15 protein-coding genes and 1 tRNA gene are annotated in these 21,478 nt (G+C 33.5%); 7 read left to right on the top strand and 9 right to left on the bottom strand.

Annotated elements, in window-relative coordinates; genetic code table 11:
- Positions 1-39 precede the first annotated feature (39 nt).
- From M3P09_RS16360 to M3P09_RS16400, 9 genes are all read right to left on the bottom strand, one after another.
- Complete coding sequence (locus M3P09_RS16360; protein ID WP_249973947.1) at positions 40-3,060, bottom strand: glycoside hydrolase family 38 N-terminal domain-containing protein; 3,021 nt, start codon at positions 3,058-3,060, stop codon at positions 40-42.
- 283 nt (positions 3,061-3,343) lie between these two features.
- On the bottom strand, positions 3,344-4,408 hold the full coding sequence (locus M3P09_RS16365) for a mannonate dehydratase (RefSeq protein ID WP_249973948.1): 1,065 nt from the start codon (positions 4,406-4,408) through the stop codon (positions 3,344-3,346).
- A 60-nt stretch (positions 4,409-4,468) separates the two neighbouring features.
- Entirely contained in the window at positions 4,469-5,935 is a 1,467-nt protein-coding gene (locus tag M3P09_RS16370; RefSeq protein WP_249973949.1) for a RagB/SusD family nutrient uptake outer membrane protein, read from the bottom strand.
- Positions 5,936-5,942: 7 nt separating this feature from the next.
- On the bottom strand, positions 5,943-9,116 hold the full coding sequence (locus M3P09_RS16375) for a SusC/RagA family TonB-linked outer membrane protein (protein WP_249973950.1): 3,174 nt from the start codon (positions 9,114-9,116) through the stop codon (positions 5,943-5,945).
- A gap of 106 nt (positions 9,117-9,222) precedes the next feature.
- The gene (locus M3P09_RS16380; protein ID WP_249973951.1) at positions 9,223-10,251 is read right to left on the bottom strand and encodes a LacI family DNA-binding transcriptional regulator; all 1,029 of its coding nucleotides are present in this window, start codon (positions 10,249-10,251) and stop codon (positions 9,223-9,225) included.
- 371 nt (positions 10,252-10,622) lie between these two features.
- Complete coding sequence (mobB, locus tag M3P09_RS16385) at positions 10,623-11,642, bottom strand: MobB family relaxase (RefSeq protein WP_249973952.1); 1,020 nt, start codon at positions 11,640-11,642, stop codon at positions 10,623-10,625.
- A 3-nt stretch (positions 11,643-11,645) separates the two neighbouring features.
- Complete coding sequence (locus M3P09_RS16390; protein WP_249973953.1) at positions 11,646-12,203, bottom strand: BfmA/BtgA family mobilization protein; 558 nt, start codon at positions 12,201-12,203, stop codon at positions 11,646-11,648.
- 652 nt (positions 12,204-12,855) lie between these two features.
- A complete protein-coding gene (locus M3P09_RS16395) occupies positions 12,856-14,100 on the bottom strand; it encodes a site-specific integrase (protein WP_249973954.1) in 1,245 nt (414 codons plus the stop codon).
- Positions 14,101-14,326: 226 nt separating this feature from the next.
- Positions 14,327-14,401, bottom strand: a tRNA-Pro gene (locus tag M3P09_RS16400).
- 126 nt (positions 14,402-14,527) lie between these two features.
- Here M3P09_RS16400 and M3P09_RS16405 point away from each other — a divergent pair.
- The 7 genes from M3P09_RS16405 (at position 14,528) to M3P09_RS16435 (ending at position 21,477) form a co-directional block, all read left to right on the top strand.
- Positions 14,528-16,846, top strand: coding sequence for a TonB-dependent receptor domain-containing protein (locus M3P09_RS16405; protein ID WP_249973955.1), 2,319 nt, complete (start codon positions 14,528-14,530; stop codon positions 16,844-16,846).
- Positions 16,847-16,867: 21 nt separating this feature from the next.
- Positions 16,868-17,995, top strand: coding sequence for a PQQ-dependent sugar dehydrogenase (locus M3P09_RS16410; RefSeq protein WP_430886769.1), 1,128 nt, complete (start codon positions 16,868-16,870; stop codon positions 17,993-17,995).
- Positions 17,996-18,002: 7 nt separating this feature from the next.
- A complete protein-coding gene (locus tag M3P09_RS16415) occupies positions 18,003-18,419 on the top strand; it encodes a c-type cytochrome (RefSeq protein ID WP_199099651.1) in 417 nt (138 codons plus the stop codon).
- Between the two features lie 67 nt (positions 18,420-18,486).
- Complete coding sequence (gene udk, locus M3P09_RS16420; RefSeq protein ID WP_099563935.1) at positions 18,487-19,092, top strand: uridine kinase; 606 nt, start codon at positions 18,487-18,489, stop codon at positions 19,090-19,092.
- The gene (locus tag M3P09_RS16425) at positions 19,093-19,419 is read left to right on the top strand and encodes an FtsB family cell division protein (RefSeq protein ID WP_099563934.1); all 327 of its coding nucleotides are present in this window, start codon (positions 19,093-19,095) and stop codon (positions 19,417-19,419) included.
- Positions 19,412-20,782 (top strand): methylmalonyl-CoA mutase subunit beta, encoded by a 1,371-nt coding sequence (locus M3P09_RS16430; RefSeq protein WP_249973956.1) that lies wholly within the window; start codon positions 19,412-19,414, stop codon positions 20,780-20,782. The genes M3P09_RS16425 and M3P09_RS16430 overlap by 8 nt, the downstream gene beginning before the upstream one ends.
- Positions 20,783-20,802: 20 nt before the next feature.
- On the top strand, positions 20,803-21,477 hold the full coding sequence (locus tag M3P09_RS16435) for a hypothetical protein (protein ID WP_099563932.1): 675 nt from the start codon (positions 20,803-20,805) through the stop codon (positions 21,475-21,477).
- The last annotated feature ends 1 nt before the right edge of the window (position 21,478 follow it).

Here is a 21,478-nt window from a genome sequence, read left to right on the forward strand (position 1 = left end):
TTGATCTTTTATAAAACTATTATTTGTTTCTTTATTAATTTACCAAACTATTTTAAGCGTTATAAAATCAGTTGGTGGCACTGCTATAGCATCTTTAACCACTTCCCCTAAACTATCATCCTTCATATTGTATTTATAAACCCCTAATGGTAGTTTACTTTTCCAGTTTAAACGAACATTCTCTATATGGTTTGATAAAGAGCGTAGTCTTATTAGGGCCGATTTGCCATCTTTACTGGTTTTAAAAACTGTAGCAAACACTAAAGGATTGCCCTCAATTTCTAAAATTTGTGCTAAATCAAAATCTTCTGTAATCGTTGTTGCTATTAAAGGCTGAAACTGCTCATTTCCAAAATGATTTGCCTTGGCAATGTCACTTTTTGTATTATATGGAAGTATTGCATATTTAAAACTGTGTATTCCTTCCTGACTTAACTGGAAATTGGTATGCCAATGATTATTCATAGCCCATGAATATATAGTCCCATTAGGATTTAGTTTATCTACCCATTGCTTAGATTCAAAAGCAGAGCCTATTATATTTGCTCTAATATCACCGACCTCAAATACTGGCACGTCTAAAGACGTCCACGCGATACTCTTATCCCCTTCTGAAACATCTACCCAGCGTCTGGCTGTTATCCAATTCCTATTAGCGCCTAATAACTGTTCCTTTTCAATTTCCATTTTACCCCATGGTATGTCTACAATTATTTCCGGATCTTCCATATTAAAAGCAAAACCAAAGTGTACACCTTCCTTATCGGTAGTTCTTATCTTATCTACTATATTGTTAATTTCTATATGTGCCTCATTCTTATAAAGTGAAACCTCCCTTACTAGCTTGTGCACTCCTTCCGCTGAAGATTCTATAACAATTTTAGTCATCAAAGGACCATTTTCTTTTATAAAATACTTGTTGTTCCTTGTTCCAAATGCCTTATCCGTATTATCATCTTTTTTTAAATAATGGTAACTGTTAACCGAAAAATTTTCATCTTGTTTTACAAACTCTTCGCCTTCTCTTATTATACTAGATATGTCGCCTGTGTTTTTGTTAATAGTAACCTTTACAATACCATTGTCTAAAACATTGTCGTTACCTAGGGTAGCTTTTATCTTTTCTTTCTTGTTTGTTAAACGATATTTTTTGCTGCCATATGCCTTAATCTCATCAACATAAAACAACAGTTCGCCTGTTGATAATTTTTGTGACAACACCTGCCCCCCCTTCTCATCAATAACAGCGTTATAATCTTCACTTTGTGCTTTCGATAATTTTACTACCCCAGACCGATTCCATGACAACGTATTGAACACTCCTAAAATTTCGCTATTTTCTTTCTCAACGGCAGTTAAAGCCTGAGATATAAGTTCATGGCTCATTGCCTTTGATTTCTCAAAATGATCAAACTTTACTTGTAAAATATTATCCGATAAAGGTTGTTGGTCTGGAACCATGTAGCACCAAGTATGTTCAGTTCCTAAAATAACATTTCTCCATGCTTCGTCGAATTTATCCCTATCAACGGGTTTATTGGAGTTTAGCATGGTCCATAATGTCTCTGCTTGCAATAAACGTTCTTTTGTTTGTCTATTTGTAGCCGTTTGCTTTGCTGCAGTGCCTAGACCATCTGTCCAATATTCAGTGAAATCTCCCTTAAACGTGGGCAGTTGGTCTCCATACTTTTCCTCAAATGCCTTTAAAATATCTGTGGCTCCGGCAATAACTAATTTAGGGTAAGCATACTCTTCGTTCCAACTTTTAACCGCTTCCGGCAAATCAGCATCAATGGGCGTATTATCTGCCATCGCCCAGGACATCACAAAAATGTCATAAGGATAATAATCAGACACCTCTAATTGAGGCAGTATTTTATTGATATATGGCTCTATAAAGTTCTCTCTTGGATTATCGGTCTTAACAATCTCCAAGAGCTTCGATGGATCTGTTTGACCAGCCATTGATGGCCAATAATCCTTCCCTTTTATTAGTGCTCCAGGATTATAGCTCCCTGCTTGTAGGAAAAGCATCTTGTTTTTTCCATTGGCATCTGCCCACCAAAATGGTTTAAAACTATGCTTAGTAGAACGTCCAACTCTATCATATCCATTATTAAATGAAAGGCAATATTTTATCCCTAATTTTGAGGCCACGGGAACTATACCCCAGGTCATTCCAGGAACGTCCACCTGAACGAATGTCTCTATTGGCTTTCCAGTAAGTTTTTCATATTTTTTACTAAACTTAAAAAACTCAATGAGCTCTTCTCCGTTTGTGTCTGTTGTTAACAGATTTGCATAACCTGCATCCAACCTTAGATAGCCTTTTTGGATACCTTCTACTATCCTATTCTTTTCTTCTGCCGAGGCCTTATTGAAGTACCTTTCAATCGGCCAAAGTCCTTCTGGATTCCATAAATACTTAGCCCCTTCTGGATAATGAGCTGTTTTTTCACCTAACTTAACGCCGTTTACCAAATTACGTGTATGGATTATTTCACAATTCGCTTGTGTATTAGTATATCCAATATCAATGTGTGAATGTGGATACAAATAAACCGTCCATAACCTTTTTTTAGGAACGACTATCCTTTTTGTAATGGTTTGAAACTTGGTTTTAATATGAATATCAATACTCGCATCATTACCAATAGAAACCCCTTCTGGAAGCAACAAGGGATATGTATCTTCTCCAGGCACTACATTTAAAACGGTTATTGATTTCCTTTTTTCAGAGGTGAAAGTTACTTGTATGTCTCCGTTATACGTATTATTATTAAAAACTAATTTCACTTCCCTACCTATACTTCCTTTTTTATGGTATTTAAAATAGGGGTGCACTATAAAGGTAATACTGTCGTTTATAGCTGTTGTTAATCTTTTGTCTTCAGGCATATTGAAAAAATCTGTATATACCTTACCAGTAAGATTGTTCTCGACATCATCTTCAGGGTTTGCCGTATTATTTTCTTTCTTTACCTCTTTGTTATGCACACAGGAAATACTTAGTAATATTCCATATAAAGCTAACACGACCAAACTTCTCTTAAACTTCATTACTTTTTAATTTTTTCTTTTTAAGAATCTCTATCTTATTCTGACTTAAAACACCTTGCCAATTACTCTATCCAACGTATTAGCCATAAACAGTTTATTAGACTATATACATCCAAACCATAGTATGAATATTCTTTTCATTAATCGCGTGCACGTTGATCTCTTTTAGACAACCTAACCCTTGTTCTAGTTGAATAGAGGGATTTCCCATGTATAAAACAGGTATAAGAAACCCCCTTATCAACTAAAAAACTAACTCAAAAACTTATTTTTATAAATACTATTAATCATTCAATAATTTTATGGCCGCTTTCATATATCCCATGGCATAAGCCATTCCCGCATACCAGGATGCATCACAGGTCATTTGAGGAGTATGATCTGGAATCAACACTCCTTCAAAATTGTTCTTCTTTAAAATTCTCAATATCCTGAACATGTCAATATCCCCTTCATCAACAAAAACTTCTTTGTAGTGAGGTACTTTACCTACTATATTCCTAAAATGGATATAGCTAATCTTATCTTTTTTACTATAGGTTTCTGTTGCTTCATAGACATCTCCTTCTGTCATTTCGGCAATAGAACCTAAGCAAAACTCAAGATTATTAGATGGGCTGGGTTTCAAATCAATCAACCGTTGATACATCTTTGGTTGATAAACCAATCTAGGAGTATTGCGGACATAAGGCATTGGTGGATCATCGGGATGGGCCGCTAATTTCACACCTGCCTCTTCGGCTACTGGTAATAATTCATCCAAAAAATATTGAAGCCTTCCCCAAAGCTCGTCATGACTTATCCTTGGTAAAGTCCCCTCAGACGCATTATCATCGTACACCATATTCCAAACCATCCCGTTAGGTATTGGCGTTTCATCCACAGTTCCATTCATACCTACAGAAACAGCATTGCCTCTTGCATAAGGGCCAATATCCCTTGAAGACACACCGGCTAGTGAAAAGTTATATCCGAAAACAGGAATTCCTGCTTCTCCTACATTTCTAATCAACTGCTTGAGGTTTTCAATCTGTTCTTTCTTTTTCGGCCCGTCCAAAAGTATATCATGCCAATGTGCAGGATCGAAGTTCTCAATAGCCTCCAATTCAAGACCATTGTCATTGATCTCTTTTTTAATGGAACGTAACAGATCCAAGCTCCAAATTTCATTTGGATCACCAGCCTTGCCCCAACCATCGGTTCCGCCTATGGGTTGATCTGCCTCATCTTTATTATGTCCAAAATAATCTACCAGATGGATTACCAAATGCGTTGCACCACATTGCTTAGCAAACTTATAGTGATCTTCATTTAGCATATGCCTGTATAATCCAAATCCTAATTTCATATGTATTTCTAAATTATTGTTGATTAAACCAAAATAACTCTACCTTAAATAAAATTAAAATTACAAATTAGGATTAAGTACTTTTTCATTTTGCGGAATAGGGAAATATCGATTGCTTTCGGCCAAAGTTTTCCCATTGGACAAGGTATATCCAATAAAATTCTCGAATCCCGTCCCATTGTATACTTTTTGGGTTCGTCGTTGGTCAAACCAAATGAGTCCTGCTTCCGCTGGAAACTCAAGGAAACGTTGTTTCCAAACTTCTTCTCTAAATTGACCCTGAGAAAGTCCAGAAACCTCTGGTAATCCAGCTCTTAACCTAACCATATTCAAGGCCAAATAGGCCAAAGCATCAGACGAACCTGTCTCGTTTTGAGCTTCTGCATAAGTCAAGAGTACATCGGCATAACGTATTAAAGGTACATCCTTACTAGAAATTCCATTTTCTGTCCTAAATGCATCGTAAAAATATTTGTAAACAGAGTTATTAAAAGTAAAACCATCTAATTCATTAAAAAAGAACCCTTGATTTTGCCCTCTTAAATCTGATGCATCGTAAAGGTTGATATAATCAGATTCAGGCTCCATCCCCCCAAAGTGCAAGCTTTGATTGGTTATTGCTTCACCTCCGAGTGGAGTGAAATATGTTGAGATCGAGGACACAATTGACGCCCCATCGTATTGAACCATAAAAATATGCTCTTCGGTATTGTCAAAAGCAGGATTACTTAACTTATCAAACCAAGTTGAAGAACCATCTGTTAGAAATAAATTGTACCAATTGGCATCAATTACCTCTTTGGCTTTATCTCTTGCTAAAACGTACTTATCCGTTTGTAAAAGTGGGTCTCCTGCCATAGTTAAATACACTTTGGCTAATAATGATTTAACAGCCCCTTTACTTACTCGACCATTTGTATTTGTATTAGGCAATCCTGCGTTTTCTGCTATTAACAGATCGGGAACGATTACTGTTTCGTACACCTCCTGTACACTGGACTTTGATAGTAGTCCATCCTCAGGAGAGGTTGAAGGAACTAAATTAAGAGGGACTTCTCCGAATATTTGTACCAGTTGAAAGTAATAATATGCTCTTAAAAAGTGTGCTTCACCCAACAACGCATCAGCAATAGTAGCTGTTAATTCTGGGTCATTAATGTTTGGAATAGAGGCAATCGCTATATTAGCTGCTTCTATACCACCATAATATGAAGTCCACAAATTCTCAGCACTCGCACTGCTAGAACTATAACTTAGCACATAAGCATCCTCTAAATCAGTATCTTGAGTTCCTACAGCAGGTTTTAATGTTCCTGTACTAACTTCCAAAATTGAAAAAGCCATTTTTGCAAAACCTGTCTTATCATATGGGAACCTTAAAAAAGCATAAATTCCATTAACAGACTCTTGAGCATCAAATAATGTGGTTCCCTCAGTTGTTTTTTCTGATCTTGGAGTCTCATCTAAGAAATCCTCACAAGAAAAAACGAAACAACAAACAACAATTAATATTATATATTTTTTCATAATCTTATTATATTTTTAAATTTATTCCCATATTTATATTCATCGCCTTTGGATATCCATTAAGTTCTATCCCTTCAGAAAATTGTCCTCCAAAAGAGCTAACCTCAGGATCGTACCCATGATAATCTGTAATGATAAAGAAGTTTTGAAGATTTAAGTAAATTTTCATCCCTTGAAGATTAACCTTTTCGAGGAAATTTCGGTCAAAATTATAGGAAAGGCTTAGGTTTTGACCTCTTATAAAGCTTCCATCAAATACTTGTCCTGAATCGGCTCCATCAAACTTCTTAATATTTTTACGAACCCTAGGGTACATGGTATTTTGATTCTCAGGAGTCCATGCCTGATTATAGAATTTTTTATACGTATTACCATATCCCATACGGTCAACAAAAAGAATTATAGAATGATCTAGAATATCGTTTCCTTTACTAATTCGTATGTCCACACTTAAATCCCAGTTCTTATACGAAAATGTGTTGCCAATATTCATTGTATAATCTGGCAAACCGCTGCCTATAATTTGTTGATCATCAAAGTTCAAGACACCGTCATTATTCTTATCTTCTAACTTAATATCTCCAGGTATTCTACCATAAACAGCAGCTTCGTCTACCTCATCTGTTCCCCAAGTTCCTAATCGATTGTAGCCCCAAAAAGCACCTGCCGATTCACCTACCCTAAAAATCTGTTGGTTCCACCATATTGGCGCGGTAAAAATATCGGCATCTTCAGTTCCAAGGGATAGAATTTTATTAACGTTCTTTGTGAAATTAATAGAGCTGCTCCAGCTAAAGTTATCGGTCATCACATTGGTACTACTAACTAACAGTTCTATTCCGTTGTTTCTAATCGACCCCGCATTTGAAAGTATGGATGAATAGCCAGTAAATGATGCTATAGGGACGTTGAACAATAGGTCTTTTGTGGTTCTACTGTAATAATCTCCTGTAATATCTACTCTATTGAAAAGCCCAAGGTTAAATCCAATATTATACTCTTCTGTTTTTTCCCATCTTAAATTATCGTTACCTATGGAGCTCTGCGAAGACCCGGTAAATCTTGTATTATTAAAGCTGACCTCTTGTACTCCTGGACTAGAAATTCTGGCATAATTACCAATTGCATCATTTCCGCTCTCTCCATAGGTAACCCTTAATCTTAAGTCACTTAAAGTTTCTGAATCCTGTAAAAATGGTTCATTGGATACCTTCCAAGCTATTCCCGCAGACGGGAAAAATGAATACTTATTGTTTTTCCCAAATCTTGAAGACCCGTCGTAACGACCTGTGAATTCAAGTAAATATTTGTTCTTATAGCCATAATTTATCCGTCCAAAATAAGAATCGGTAGTATTTCTACTAAAATCACTAAAAACAGAAGGTTCGGCTGTCCCTTGTCCAACATTATTAAAACTATAAAAATCGTCAAAATCCTGAGCAGTCAAACCAAACTGAAACAGTTCATTTTCTTGTCTTGAAGCTCCAAGTATAGCACCAAACGAATGGTTTTCATCTATAGTAGGACTATAACTCAACACATTTTCAATTAGATTTTGATTCAAATTTGCATTAGTTAAAGAAGCAGAGGTTCTGTTAACAAATGTATCAACTCGTCTTCCTATATGTGTTCTTCCTTCTGTATTATAATTTAAGATTGAATATGACGTTCTTAATTTAAGATCTTTGGTGAAATTGATTTCAGTGAAGATGTTACGGGTAACTTGTCTTTTGTAAAAGTCTCTATTCAAAGCATTTAATCTATCTTTTGGTGTTGCTCCATACCATACATCCCAAGTTCCATTAGCGTTCAGTAAATCATCAGCATTTACAGCTGTACCATCTTCATATCTAGTAGGATAAATAGGTAAATAGAAAAGAGTACTCATTGTAATATTATCAGCACCTATTCTATAATCATCTACAATGTTGGTCTTGGTATCTGAGTATGACATACTTCCTCCTACTTTCAACCAATCTTTCACCGTGAACTCACCATTAAAGCGCATGGTGTTCTTCTTCAAAAAGGTATTTAGTAATATCCCTTCATCGTCTTGTGTTCCTGCAGAAAACGAAAAATTAGAATTTTCTCCTCCTCCTCTAACATTTACAAAGTATTGCTTGGAAACAGCAGTGCGTGTTGATTCATCCAACCAATCGGTATCGTACTTTGGTAGATCTGATCGGGTTCCATCTTCTGTGAACAATGCGGGATAATCTGTTGCGTAATCATCAACAAAGAAACCACTTGGTGTACCCAAAGCCATTTGATCCTCATCTAACCTCACTTTCAAGCCTTTCCAATACTCCATACCACTTAATACTTCAGGCTTATTGGTCAACCTTGCAACTTGTAAATTCGAATTTACATCTACAGAAATCTTTCCTGATTTACCTTTTTTTGTTGTAACCAATATTACACCATTTGCCCCTCTTGCACCATATATAGCTGTAGCAGACGCATCTTTAAGGACAGTCATGGTTTCTATATCGTTGGTGTTTATTAACTCGATATCCACTCCTATAACACCATCAACAACATATAATGGTTGATTATTTGCATTTAAAGAACCCTTTCCTCTAATTGTAACCTGCATACCACCTCCTGGTCGCCCTGAGCTATTAAAAACATTCAAACCAGCTACCTTACCTTGTAAATTGTCCAATGGATTTACAGATACCCTTTCTTCCATTTTACTTGAATTAACTGTTGCAATAGAGCCTGCTATGTCTGATCTCTTGTCTGTTCCATAACCAATAACAACAACCTCATCTAATTTAGACGTACTTTCTTCTAAAGTTATATTTACTTCTTTTTTTCCCCTCACACTAATCTCTTGAGTAGAAAAACCTAAATAAGAAATAAGCAATATTGCATTTTCATCAGATACTGAAATAGAAAAGTTCCCATCAAAATCTGTTTGCACACCATTGGAAGTCCCTTTCTCGATAACATTTGCTCCAGGTAACGGTGTGCCAAAATTATCCTTGACCGTACCGGAAATCACAATTTGACTTTCTGGTTCTTTTACTCCATTAGGTGAAATGCTACTTAGCTTGGTTTCTTTAACCATGCTATCTGCATACCCCTTAGGTATTGCCATACTAGACCACGAGCCAAAAAAGACCAGTGCGAAAAGCACACAACCATCTACTTTTAATAATGATAATGGTTTTCTCATAATTTACGAATTTAATTTAGTTAGTAATTTCATTTAATTAATCTATTTCAAAGTATATTATTTTTAACTAAACCGATTTAGTTAATACTTAAAAAAATGTTTTACGTCATGATCCACAAGATTTTCTTACAATAAACTCCACTTCTAAAATCCTTTTTTTATCATTCATAGTTTTAACCTTTGTAGCTCCCATTTCATCCAATAAAATATCTACTGCCATATTTCCCATCTCCTCAACCGGTTGTAAAACAGAAGTAATTGGAGGTTCAACCAAATCGAACGCTGCCGACAAATCGGAAAAACTAACCATGGCCACTTCTTCAGGAACTTTAACATTCAATCCCTTTAAAGCCCTTAGCCCTTCACGCGCCAAATAGTGAGTTGAAAACACAAACGCATCAACATTTAATTTCGGCTCAACAAACTCTTTAATTTTCTTCTTAACGTCGGCCTCATAATTATTGTAATCTACATATATCTCTATCGGTTCATTTGGATTACCTTCGAACTTTTCAACAGCATCCCTATAACCTAAATACCGCTGCTTTAATGCCTCCAGATCAGAATTTATTGCCACAAAAACTATTCTCTTTTTCCCTTTCGACAACAAATGTTTTGTAGCCTTGTTCATCCCCCCGTAATTATCTACAACGACAAAATTCGTATCCAGATCGGGATAATTTCTATCAATTAAAACCAATGGAAAATTATTTTTCATCAACATTTTAATATCCTTTTGGTTCTTTTGTGTAGATGCCACAATCAGACCATCTACCTGTCTATTTAACATATCGCCAATAAGACTTGATTCTTTCTTCGGGGACTCGTTTGAGCTACTAAAAACAACGGTAAACCCTTCCTGAGCTGCCCTTGCCTCAATACTTCCTGCTATTTTAGCGTAAAAAGTATCTGAAATATTGGGTATTATTAACCCAATCGTCTCGGTTTTCCCTCGGCTCAATCCACGAGCTAAATGATTGGGAACATAATTGTGATCTTTAGCAAACTTAATTATCCTTTTCTGGGTTTCTTGGCTAATCTTATTTTCATCTCCTTTGTTATTAAGCACAAGAGAAACTGCCGTTTTAGAAACGTTAAGTTGTTCTGCAATATCCTTTAAATATACCTTTTTCAAACCCAAAATTAAGATTTACCTGAGATAAAACCACTAACTAAACCGATTTAGTTTAAGCAAATATATAAATTTTTTGTTGTATTCAAATATCTTTCTTCATTTTTTTATTTTTTTATTTTTTTATTCTATTAGTCTTGCTCAAAATTGTTTTTGCTTTCCACTACCAAACAAACCTCAGAAGTAATAAAAATTATTTTCTCAAATATAGCTTGCTAACTCTTTTCTATATAGTACCAATATGTTTATACTCAATTATTGCCTTTCCTATAAACTCTATCTTTAATAACTTTTCAATTTATTTCCAGATAACGTTTACTCCATTGTATCAAAATAGGAAGGGTTCAAATATGTAAAACAATGGATACACAGAATCATATTTCGATCCCTCCCGAACCAAGACTCTTTTCAATACCCCTTTTGAGTTTCATAAATGCCTTGAATGCCAATTGTGCCTTATTGGTGGGAATACTAGGGATTTGAACCCTTGATTTACGCAATAGCTTAAAGGCAACCTGTTTTTCTGTTGTGGGAAGTCCTGCCATAACAGCAAAGAATTTCTTGGGGTCTTTTGCATACAAGTTTTTGCCCTGATAGCTCTCCACAAAATTTCTATTGTACTCAAACTTTTTGTCAAAGGTCTTTTCTGCGGCTTTAAAGAACTTGTCCCTGTTAAAGCCACGTTTTACATCCTTACCGTTCAGATCGGTTTCTGATGCCCTGTACTTGGAACCTGGAGAAAGGCTATACGAATTGGTCATATCTCTTCGACTGACAATAATGTGGATATGGGTCTGATGTCCTTCCTTTTTCATGCCGTTTACTATACGTTTACCGTTCTTTTGGTGCGGGGCTTCCCTTTCCAGTTTCACTATCCTCAATTTCAGCCTATCTACACTTCCTATTTCCTCGCCCCGTTCTATTTGCCTTATCTCTTTTTTTAGTTCCATAATCTTGTTGGCATAGGCTTGGTTTTCCTGTATCTTTTTGTCTGTTTCTTTATAAAATCGTTCGTATTCAATCTTGGCATAATACTTAATATCGTCAACGGTCTTTTTAGGCTCCCTGTTAAACGACTCCGCATAATCTTTCATTAGTTCCCGTGTGTATTCCCGTAATTTTTCGAGGTCGTTACCAATGTGCCTTAATTCCCTGTGGGCTGGGCTGACGACCATGGAATAAAATTTGGGTTCTTCTTTTGCCAATTTAGCAGTATTCCCGTCAATGTCCTGTATCACCTGTTCTACTTCTACGCTGTTTTCAAATTGGTTAAAGAAATGTTCTTGCTCTTCTGGGGTCTTGCCCTCGTTTTCTTTTTCAAGATAATTGGCAAAATTGCGAACGCTCCCTTTAAAGCCTCCTCCCTGATATTGTGCTGATATGGCGATATACATAGTTTATAGATTTCTTATGGTTCTTTTGAATTTTTCGATTTCTCCTTCTGTAAGCTCCAATCGCAAATATTTCTTTCCAAAACTGCTCTTTACAAGCTTTACTTTATCCAGTACATATCCAAAATCCTTTTTTATGGAGTCCATTTTGTCCTCCAGTCGCTCGTAACGGATTTTGGGAACCGTAATTTCTATATGTTCCTGTTCTCGTTGGTTTTCCATGCTTTTGAGCTTGAAATGTTCTGTCCACTCTTTTATTTCGTCCTCATCCTCTTCTTCTAATTTTTCTTCAAAGAGTGACAACAGCATGGCATTGGTAGGCTTGGTTTGATTCTTTTCTATATCCTTGATAATAGCTATGATCGCTTCGGTACGTTTTCTATTCTTAAGTATTTCCTGTACCATGCTTTTTCCAAACTTATCATCTGGTAAAAACCCATGCCACTCAAAAAAGTCCATGACCTTATCCAAAGTCTTAGAATAACTTTTACTTACTTTTTTTGAAAAGCTCTTGAACCTTGATAAGGTCTTGTTTTTTATCCGTACTGTTTTGAATCTGTCCATATTGTGACAACTTTTTTCTGTGTTTATAGGGGTTTTAAAAGGTTTTGTTACAATTTATTTTGTCTTTTAAATTCTCTAAAAAAAACCTGAAATCCTTATAAACAGGGGCTTTGCGAAGCAAAATGGATACGTAACTGGGCGGCTGCCCGTTACCCTCTTGCTTATCAAATTCCGTCAAGCTCTGGCTTGACAAAATTCTCAACAACTGACAAAAATCAGTTGCTTTTTAACTAGATAACCAGCTTTATAAATGTATCTTTTTTAATCATAGGATGAAAACGAGAATTGTTTTCAATTGATGTGCTTTGATTCTAAAAAATATGGTTTTACATAAAACTGAAACTATAAACGTCAGATTTTGTAATTGGGTTGTTCCATTTCAGCAATGCCATTAAAAAACAATAAAAAAATTTGCTTTTAACCTTAACACTTTTTTTTGATGCTTCGGTGATTCAATATTCAGAGTTGATAAGACTTATAAAAAAGAGCGAAGTATGAGCCTGGTTTATGCAGTCGTTCAAAACTGAATATTGTTGTTTTGCCACCAAAAAAAAGTAATAACGGAGGGCTATAAAAATTCCCTTTCAATACACTCCCATAACTTTTGAGAAGCGCACCGAGAGGAAATTCTATTAAGCTTTAAAAATTGTTTTTAAGCACTTTTATTTTCTTCTTTCTTTTTAAATCGTTCTAGTAGGTTACTTATATCCTCACTAATTTTGGTTTCTACTACCCTAGCGTAAATTTGTGTGGTTGAAAGTTTGGCATGCCCTAAAAGTTTAGAAACGGTCTCTATTGGTACGCCATTGGATAACATTACCGTCGTTGCAAAAGTATGTCTAGCAACATGAAAAGAAATATTTTTGTGGATTCCACAAGATTTTACAATTTCCTTTAAATAAGCATTGGTTTTTTGGTTAGAGCTTATGGGTAATAAATTGGTTATAAAATCTGTTTCTTGTATACCTCTATACTTTTCTAGTATTGTCCATGCTTTTGGAAGTATAGGCACTTTTACTTGTTCATCTGTTTTTTCTCGTTTGGTATATATCCAATTGTTGTTATCTATACCTTTAACAATATCGTTTTCTGTTAGTTCTTTGACATCTATATAAGATAATCCCGTATAGCATGAAAACACAAAGCAATCTTTTATTTTTTGTAAGCGTTCACATGTGAATTCTGTGTTTTCTAACAATGATAGTTCTCTTTCGTTTAAATACTGCCTATCAAATTTGTTATATTTTAACTGAAATTGGCTGAATGGATTTTTATGCATCCATTCCAATTTTATCGCTAGGTTTATCATTTTTTTGAAACGCTCCAAATGTTTCATAACGCCATTGTTGGATAGCATTAATTGCTTTTTGGCGTTTTTATAGGTTCTTAGGTAGTGCTCAAAATCTGTGATAAATCTGAAATTCAATTGTTTCAAATAAATATCCTTTATTCTTTTTTTCTTTTTTAAAAACTTCAGTAGATAACGTTCTGTGGTGTAATAATTCTTCATCGTTCCTCCCTTTAGAACATGAATCATATTGACATTGTGGTAAGCAATTAACTCTTTTAAGGTTTTGCTGTTATCATCTTCTCCTAAATAACGAGACTTGATGGCATCAGAAGATAACACCTTATCTTCTTCTATAAGTTCTTTGTGACATTGAAGTAGTTTGTTATAAACCCCATCCAAATAAGAGTTTAAAATTTTGGTGGTTTCCGAATTACCTCGTCCTCTATTTTTGACATTGTCCCACTGGTTATGGTCAATACTTCGCTTTAAACTCATTTCTGAGCGTTTGCCGTTTACCGTAATACGGACATAAATGGAAATTTGATTGGGGTTACTTCTTGATTTTCTTGTAAAGAAAATAACCGTGAAGGTGCTTTTTGTTTTCATTTTAAATGACTTTTTGTTAAACAATAATTTGTAAAGACGAAAGTCAAATTATGTCTTAAAGCTCTTTAAAGTTAGCACATTTTCAGTGAACAATTGCACACCGATTTGCACACCTTTTTAATGAGAATAGATGCTTTTATTTGGAATCAAACAAAATGCATAAAAACAAAAAACACTGATAATCATACGATTAACAGTGTTTTGCTTTAACCTATTACTAGGTTCGTCGGGGTGGCAGGATTCGAACCTGCGACCTCCGCGTCCCAAACGCGGCGCGATAACCGGGCTACGCTACACCCCGAATTATGGTTATCTTTATTGGGATGCAAATATACTTTTTTTATTGATTGTACAAATGATTTATATCTAAATATTTAACAAATATTAAAGCTTTATAATTCTTTAAAAATGATAATTTAGCATTTCAATGTATTATCAATACCTAAACGTGTATTTTTCTAAAAAGATATTTTTCTTAATAACAATTTTTCAATCTACTTTTTCAAGTTTCGGGCAAATAGAAAGCAATAAAATAATTGATAGCGGAAATGGGACTCCTTTGTCTAATGTTATAGTTATAAATACTAAAACTCATGATAGTGTTGCTACTAATTTAAATGGCTATTTTAAAATTTTAAATTCTGGAAATTTTCTTATCAAAAAAAGAGGATATCAAGAAAAAGTTGTTGAATTGAAACATGATGTATATAACATTATCCAGTTAAGTATTAATCCTTCTGAATTAAATGAAATAATAATTAACTCTAAGCATCTTCCAAAAAAATTAAAGAGAGCGACAGCATCAATACATATTGTCTCATCAAAAGATATTAACCGATCAAATCATATTAACTTTAACAATACACTAAATAGAGTCCCTGGTGTTTTTATGCAAAGTGGAGCCTTAAATACCAATCGTATTACTATTAGAGGCATTGGTTCAAGAAATTTATTTGGAACTGCAAAAATTAGAGCTTATTTTAAAGATATTCCATTAACAAATGGCACTGGAGAAACGTCTATTGAAGATTTCGAGTTAACTTCTATATCACGTATAGAAATTATTAAAGGAGCTACCTCAAGTATTTACGGTGCTGGCCTTGGTGGTACAATTAATATAATACCAGAAAATGCGCTTTTAAATCAATCTAGCTTAAATACTGAATTATCCATTGGTTCTTTTGGGTTAATAAAAGGCTCCATAAATGCTAATTTTGGAGCTAAAAAGAATAGTTTTAAAGTAGTTTATAGCAATACACATAGTGATGGATATCGTGAAAACAATGAGTATAATAGACAAAATTTCAATTTGTTATCTAATCATTTTTTAAGTAAAAAAGATGAATTATCTTTCCTTTTGAGTTACATAGATTTAAAAGCTTTCATTCCAAGTTCGATTAATGAGAATTCCTATTTAAATAGTCCAAAATCAGCTGCCTTTACTTGGAAACAAGCTCAGGGTTATGAAGATTCTAAGCATGGTGTTTTTGGTGTATCTTGGAATCATCAGTACAGCAATAAATTAAAACAAATTACAAGTATTTTTACCTCTTTTAGAAACTCTTATGAGCCTAGGCCTTTTAATATTCTAGAAGAAAATACTACGGCTTTTGGTATAAGGAGCAGACTACTAAGTTATTCTAAAGTATTTAATAAAAATTTAAATTGGACATTAGGTTTAGAGCTTTTTAAAGACAATTATAAAAGTAGGACTTTTGATAATTTATATGAAACAATTCCTATAGGGTCTGGTAGTATTGAAGGAGATAAGTTATCAGATTTTAAAGAAAAACGAAATTATTACAATGCTTTTTTTGAAGCCAATTATGAAGTTTCAAAAAAAACAACTATTACAATTGGCTTGAACCTAAACGAAACAGCATATGATCTAAAAGATAGATTTCCCTTTTCTGAATCTAATGTAGATCAGTCTGGAAAGTTTAAATTCAAAAGCGTGATATCTCCTAAACTTGGTATATCTTATTTATTTTCAAAAAGCTCAAGTTTCTTTACTAGTATTAGTCATGGGTTCTCACCCATATCGCTTAATGATACTTTATTACCAGATGGGCAAATTAACACCAACCTTAAACCAGAAACGGGATGGAATTTTGAAATCGGTTCCCGCAACTCATTATTTAACGATAGATTACAATTAAATGTAGCTTTATACCGTTTAGATATTAAAAACCTTTTAGTTTCTAGAAGAACTGCGTTAGATCAATTTATAGGTATAAATGCAGGTAGAACACAACATGACGGGTTAGAATTTGCAATGAACTATAAACTAATTCAAAAGACCTCTTTTTTATTAAGCACATTTATAAATTACACTTTAAATGATTTTACTTTTAAAACATTTATAGATGATCAAGATAACTTTTCTGGCAACAAATTAACTGGGGTGCCTTCAAATATAATTAATGGAGGGATTGATTTAGATTCTAAATTTGGAGTTTATGGAAATATAAACTTTCAACATGTAGGAAGCATGCCAATGACGGACAGTAATAGCTTATATTCAGATAGTTACAATTTAACTAATATCAAATTTGGATATCAAGCAAATCTTAATAAAAAGCTAAAATTAAATATATTCTTTGGGTTAAATAATATATTTGATGAAGCTTATGCATCTCAAATTTTAATAAACGCTTCTAGTTTTGGAGGCAATGCTCCTAGATATTACTATCCTGGAGAGCCTATAAACTATTATTCAGGTGTTAACTTGAACTATGTTTTTTAATGTAAAATCAAAAAAATATTTATGATGAAAACTATTCATTCTATATTAACCATAACTTTTATTACCTGCATTGCCTGTGCTCAACAAACAGAATCTGAAATAAAAGCTGAAAGCCCAAAAACAAATAATTACAAGACAGAAGTGTTTGTTTCTGATTTGGAAATTCCTTGGGGTATGACATTCTTGCCTGACGGCAGTATGCTTATTACAGAAAAAACAGGGGAGTTAATTCTTTTTAAAGAAGGTATTAAAACAACTATTGAAAACGTTCCAGATGTTTATTTTCGTGGCCAAGGTGGATTATTAGATATAAAAGCACATCCTAATTATGAAGATAATGGATGGATTTACATAACATATAGCTCTTCTGAGGGTGATGGAGATGGCGGAAATACTGCCGTTATAAGAGCAAAACTTGATGATAATAAACTAGTAGATAAGCAAACATTATATAAAGCGACACCTAACACTAAAAAAGGACAACATTGGGGGTCTCGCATAGCATTTGATGACCAGGGATATCTATATTTTTCGATTGGAGATAGAGGCAATAGAGATGTAAACCCTCAAGATATTACTCGGGATGGCGGTAAAATTTATAGACTTAATAATGATGGTTCAATCCCTAACGACAATCCATTTATAGATAATGAAAATGCAAAAACAGCTATTTATAGTTACGGGCACAGAAACCCTCAAGGTATGGCTAAAAATCCTTTTACAGGAAATATTTGGGTTAATGAGCATGGTCCTAGAGGAGGAGATGAAATCAATATTATACAAAAAGGAAAGAATTTTGGATGGCCAGTTATTTCTTATGGTATAAATTACAACGGTACTACATTTACTGATATAACTGAGAAAGTAGGTATGGAGCAGCCTTTATTTTATTGGGTTCCTTCTATAGCACCAAGTGGTATGGCTTTTGTATCATCAAACATTTATCCTGACTGGAATAAAAACATTTTAATAGGTTCATTAAAGTTTGAGTATCTAGAGCGTCTAGTTTTAGAAAATGATAAAGTAATTAAACGCGAAAAATTATTTGAAGATATTGGTCGTGTTAGAAATGTAATTCAAGGACCAGACGGATACATTTATATTGCAGTAGAAGGAAAAGGTATTTTTAAAATAGTTCCAGAAAAATAGTAATCATATGAGGTTTCTTTTAATTTTTCTTTTAGCACTATACTCAACATTAACCGTAAATACTAAAACACTTAATTATTCTCAAACAGACCCATTAAAAGAAAGTATAAAAAGAGGTAATGAAATTTATACTGATTTTTGTGTTACTTGTCATTTAGATTCTGGTGAAGGTGTAAAGAATGTATATCCTCCATTAGCAAAATCAGACTTCTTAATAAAAAACAGAGAAGCCAGTATTCGAGGTATTAAATACGGACAAAAAGGCGAAATAGTTGTTAATGGAGTAACCTATAACGGCTATATGGCTCCTTTAGGTTTAAGTGATGATGAAGTTGCAGATGTGATGAATTACATTACAAACAACTGGGGAAATAAAAACAATAAAATAGTTACCGAAGAAGAAGTATCAAACGTTAAAAAATAAGTATCTTACTTCCATAAAGATTTTTACATTTAACTAACTTTGTAAAAATCTAACTAAACAACTAAACATGTTAATTATAGGAATTGCAGGTGGTACTGGTTGCGGAAAAACAACGGTTGTAAATCAAATTTTAAATGAACTTCCGGAAGGTGAAGTTGGTATTATTTCTCAAGATTCATATTATAAAGACACGTCACATTTAACATACGAAGAACGTGTTAAAATAAATTTTGATCACCCTAGGTCTATTGATTTTGATTTATTAGCTAATCATTTACAAGAATTAAAAAAAGATACACCAATACACCAACCCGTATATTCGTTCGTTAAGCATAATAGAACAGGTGATACTATTTTAACTCACCCAAGAAAAGTAATGATTGTTGAGGGTATTTTAATACTTACAAATCCTGAATTAAGAGATATGTTTGATATTAAAATATTTGTACATGCTGATTCCGATGAGCGTTTAATTCGCAGATTAAAACGTGATATTTCTGAACGAGGTAGAGATTTAAACGAAGTCCTTTCTCGCTATCAAAGTACTTTAAAGCCTATGCACGATCAGTTTATTGAGCCTATGAAAGAATACGCAGATATTATTATTCCTAACAATAAATACAATACTGTTGCGGTAAATATTGTTAGAACTATTATAAATGAAAAATTATAAATGGCTAAACTCAATAAAAATAAATATTTAAAACCTTTTAAAAATTGGTTTATACTCATCTTTGTAGGCTTTGTTGTTTGGATGCTATTTTTCGACACAAATTCGTGGTTAATTCATCATGAGTTAAATTCAGATATTAAAGCTTTAGAAAATGAAAAAGAGTATTATAACAGAGAAATAGAAAAAGACAATAAGGCCATTAAAAAATTAAGTACCGAAGAAGGTTTAGAAAAATTTGCTCGTGAAGAATACTATATGAAGAAAGAAAATGAGGAAATATTTATAATAGAATACGAAGACAGTTTAAAAGTAAAAAAAGATGACTAAGCGTTTGTTTGATGATTTTAATCCTGTATCGGCAAAACAATGGAAGCAAAAAATTCAAGTCGATTTAAAAGGTGCAGATTATAACGATACTCTCATTTGGAATTCTAACGAAGGTATTTCAGTAAAACCTTTTTATCATGCAGATGGATTTAGCAATCTTACAGAAATGCCCAACACTAAAGCAACACAATGGAAAATTTGTCAATCAATTTTTGTTGCTGATGTTATAAAATCTAACTTAAAAGCCATTAATGCTATTGAAAGAGGCGCAGAAAGCATCAAATTTATTATTCCAAATGATGCAGTTTCTATTGAAGATTTATTAAAAAACATTAACCCATCTACTACACCTCTCTATTTTCATTTACAGTTTTTAAATGATGAATATGTTAAACAGCTTTCTACTTTCTCTGCGAAAGCAGTAATCTATGTTCAAACAGACATTATTGGAAATTTAGCACGTAGTGGAAACTGGTTTAGCAATTTAAAAGACGACCATAAGCTTTTTGAGTCTATAGTTAAAAGCACAAATACTTTTAGCTTGGATACCTCATTATATCAAAATTCGGGTGCTAATATGGTCCAGCAACTTGCTTACAGCTTAGCTCATGCCAACGAATATTTAAATCATCTTGACAATATTATTGAAAATGAAAAAAAACAATCGCTTCAAGTTACCTTTCAAGTTTCAGTTGGCACCAACTATTTCTTCGAAATTGCAAAACTTAGAGCGCTAAGAATCCTTTGGAACACTATAGCTTCAGAATATAACATCAACCCAGATTGTCATATTGTAACTAGTCCAAGTAAACGAAATAAAACCCTTTACGATTACAATACCAATATGCTCCGCACCACAACAGAATGTATGAGTGCTATTTTAGGCGGAGCCAATACTATTTGCAATTTGCCATACGATGCTATTTATCATAAAGACAATGAATTTGGCGAACGTATTGCCAGAAATCAATTGCTTGTTTTAAAGCATGAAAGTTATTTTGACAAAGTTGATAACCCAGCAGATGGTGCCTATTATATTGAAAATCTAACTAATCAACTTGCAGAAAAATCTTTAGAATTATTTAAAGATATAGAAACTAGCGGAGGCTTTTTAAAACAGTTAAAAGAAGGCACAATTCAAAGAAAAATCAAAGAGAGTGCTGCCAAAGAACAAGAACAATTTGATACTGGTAACGAAATACTTTTAGGAAGTAATAAACATCCTAACGCTAACGATAAAATGAAACAAGAACTGGAGATATATCCATTTGTAAAAACAAACTCAAGAAAAACTTTAATAGAACCTATTATTGAAAAACGTCTTGCTGAAACATTAGAACAAGACCGATTAAAAACCGAATAACTTTAAATTTTATAACACCTATGAAAACACAATTTTTTAAACTTTTTGTAATCGCATTAGCTTTTGGTTTGATAAGTTGTAAAAAAGAAAACACACTATCAGAATACAAATTTGCAGATAAAGGACTTGTTTTAAGCTGCGAAAATGTAAACTCAAAATTATACAGCGAAGCCTTATTTGCTTTTGAAAATGATATTTTAAATTATTATGGCAAAAACAACCCCAATGCTTCTTTAATTCAAGCTTATGGGCAATTTATAAGAAATTCAATTTATGGTAGATTAAAGTTTGGAGACATCGTTTCTCCACATACTGTTAAAGTTTTTGAAACTTTAAAAAATGAAAATGATTTATGGGATGCTAATAACCCAAAAAGCTACTTAAACTATAATAGTGCTTTAGTAAATTGTATTTCAATAAACATGCAAAATGCCGACTTAAAAACAACATTTAATTCGTTATTAAAAACGAATAGCATGGGCCCAAAACCATTTGGGGCGCCATTAATGACCAATTACAGATCTACAGCTCAAGATAAATATTTAGCAACCTATATTGCTTTCGATTTATTTTATGCAAAACTATTCAACAAAGATTTATCTAAAGTTAATTCTGAGAAGCCTGCACAAAAAGTAGATTTTAATAAATTACCTCCAAAGACAAACACAGGCTCACATGCTGGACATAATCATTAAT

Source organism: Jejuia spongiicola, from assembly GCF_023502325.1.
GTDB lineage: Bacteria > Bacteroidota > Bacteroidia > Flavobacteriales > Flavobacteriaceae > Wocania_A > Wocania_A spongiicola.